This window comes from Moorena sp. SIO4A1, from assembly GCF_010672065.1.
Taxonomy (GTDB): Bacteria; Cyanobacteriota; Cyanobacteriia; order Cyanobacteriales; family Coleofasciculaceae; genus Moorena.
Map to the genome: position 1 here is coordinate 1 of NZ_JAAHHX010000671.1, position 1,520 is coordinate 1,520.

A 1,520-nucleotide genomic window follows, 5' to 3' on the forward strand; every position below is an offset into this window, starting at 1 on the left:
AATCCCCTAGAATCAGTATTGCATCAGCAGATGTTGTGTGCTCAGCGATGTATAACTCTAGGGCGTGTCATCAATTAAGCCAGATGATGGCAGCAGCGAGGTGGATCGCACCATTTGAAATTGCGAGCTGTTTTATCGTACCGTGTCGCAATTGCCCTGTATTGCTTGAGTTTTTGGAAGAGATTTTCGTGATTGTTGCCGCCACTTGTACATGTCTTTATCGTATTCCCGTGCGTTGAGTGCGGTTGCTTTTGGGAGGAATGACAGCCTTGCAATTGGCCTCTTTGAGGCGCTAAGCGCACACGTTGTTCTGCATCATAGGCTTTATCAGCAAGTAGCGCACCAATCTCATCAATGGAATCCAACAAGACGTCAGCGCCTTGTAAATCGTGGGCAAGGCCTGGAGTCAGATGAAATCCTGTGGGATTGCCCAAGGCATCGCTTGTAGCATGAATCTTGGTTGATAGTCCCCCAATGCTTAGGCCTATGGCTTGGGTAATGCAGGTATCATCAGGTTTTTTTTTCGCACCAGCGCACTCGTTGATGGGCACGCACAATGGTTGCATCAATGGCGGCATATTCGTTGTCAGCCTCTTCGGCTAAAACATCGAAAACCTTCTTCCAAACGCCTTTTTCAGACCAACGGGTATGCCGGGTATGAATGACGCGAAAATCCCCAAAACGCTCCGGTAAATCCCGCCAGGGAATTCCGGCACGATAGCGATATAAAACGGCTTCAACAAATAATCGATTGTCAATGGCCGTAGCACCAGGGTCGCCCTCTTTACCAGGTAAGAGGTGCTCGAGCCTTTCCCACTGGTCATCTCGCCAGCCATAACGTTTCATAATCATTTATGCCCACCTATTGTGATTGCAGGATTTACACGAATATCCTATCAAGCTACTTCTGTCAAACATTTTGATTGATGACACGCCCTAGGCTTATATACAAAGAGAGTACAAAGCAAATTGGTTAGTCTTAAGCGTAGACTAAATCAAAAATCACTAAGCTTTCTATCATACCACGAAAGACTTTTGCAAGAGGTATACTATTGTGTCGAACAACCCTGGTGGTCTGGTGTGACTTCAAGTCTCTTGGCTGATCCGGATATCAATAGACTTTGCGGCAGTTGTCGGGAACAGCGAATCTGCGGATCACCGGAACAGTGGACAAGAATTGACGCAAACACTATCAAAAAAATACTTTTGCAAGAGGTCTAATACAGTACAGGAATTTTGCCAATTTGAACACCTATTGCCCAAAATGAGAATTGCTGGGTAGACCAAAGACTGGTTGCGGAAGAAGTTGAAAGCTGATAGTTTATACCTTAAGGGGTTAGCTTGTGGTCAGTAAGCAGTGAGGAAATTGGCTGATGGGTGATAGCTGATAGTAGAATAAAAGCTCAGTTGATGTCTGTTGGAAGTATAAATACAAGGCAGCTCTGTCAAAATCGAAGATTGACCAATAAACCCGATTTTGCCCCATGTCTACTCCTTAGGCCTTTTGTATCCCTGCTCAT

At 45.3% G+C, this 1,520-nt stretch carries 1 pseudogene; it reads right to left on the bottom strand.

Annotation, left to right across the window (positions count from 1 at the left end):
- Window positions 1-70 precede the first annotated feature (70 nt).
- Window positions 71-846 (bottom strand): annotated as a pseudogene (locus F6K53_RS41795) (IS5 family transposase).
- Window positions 847-1,520 lie beyond the last annotated feature (674 nt).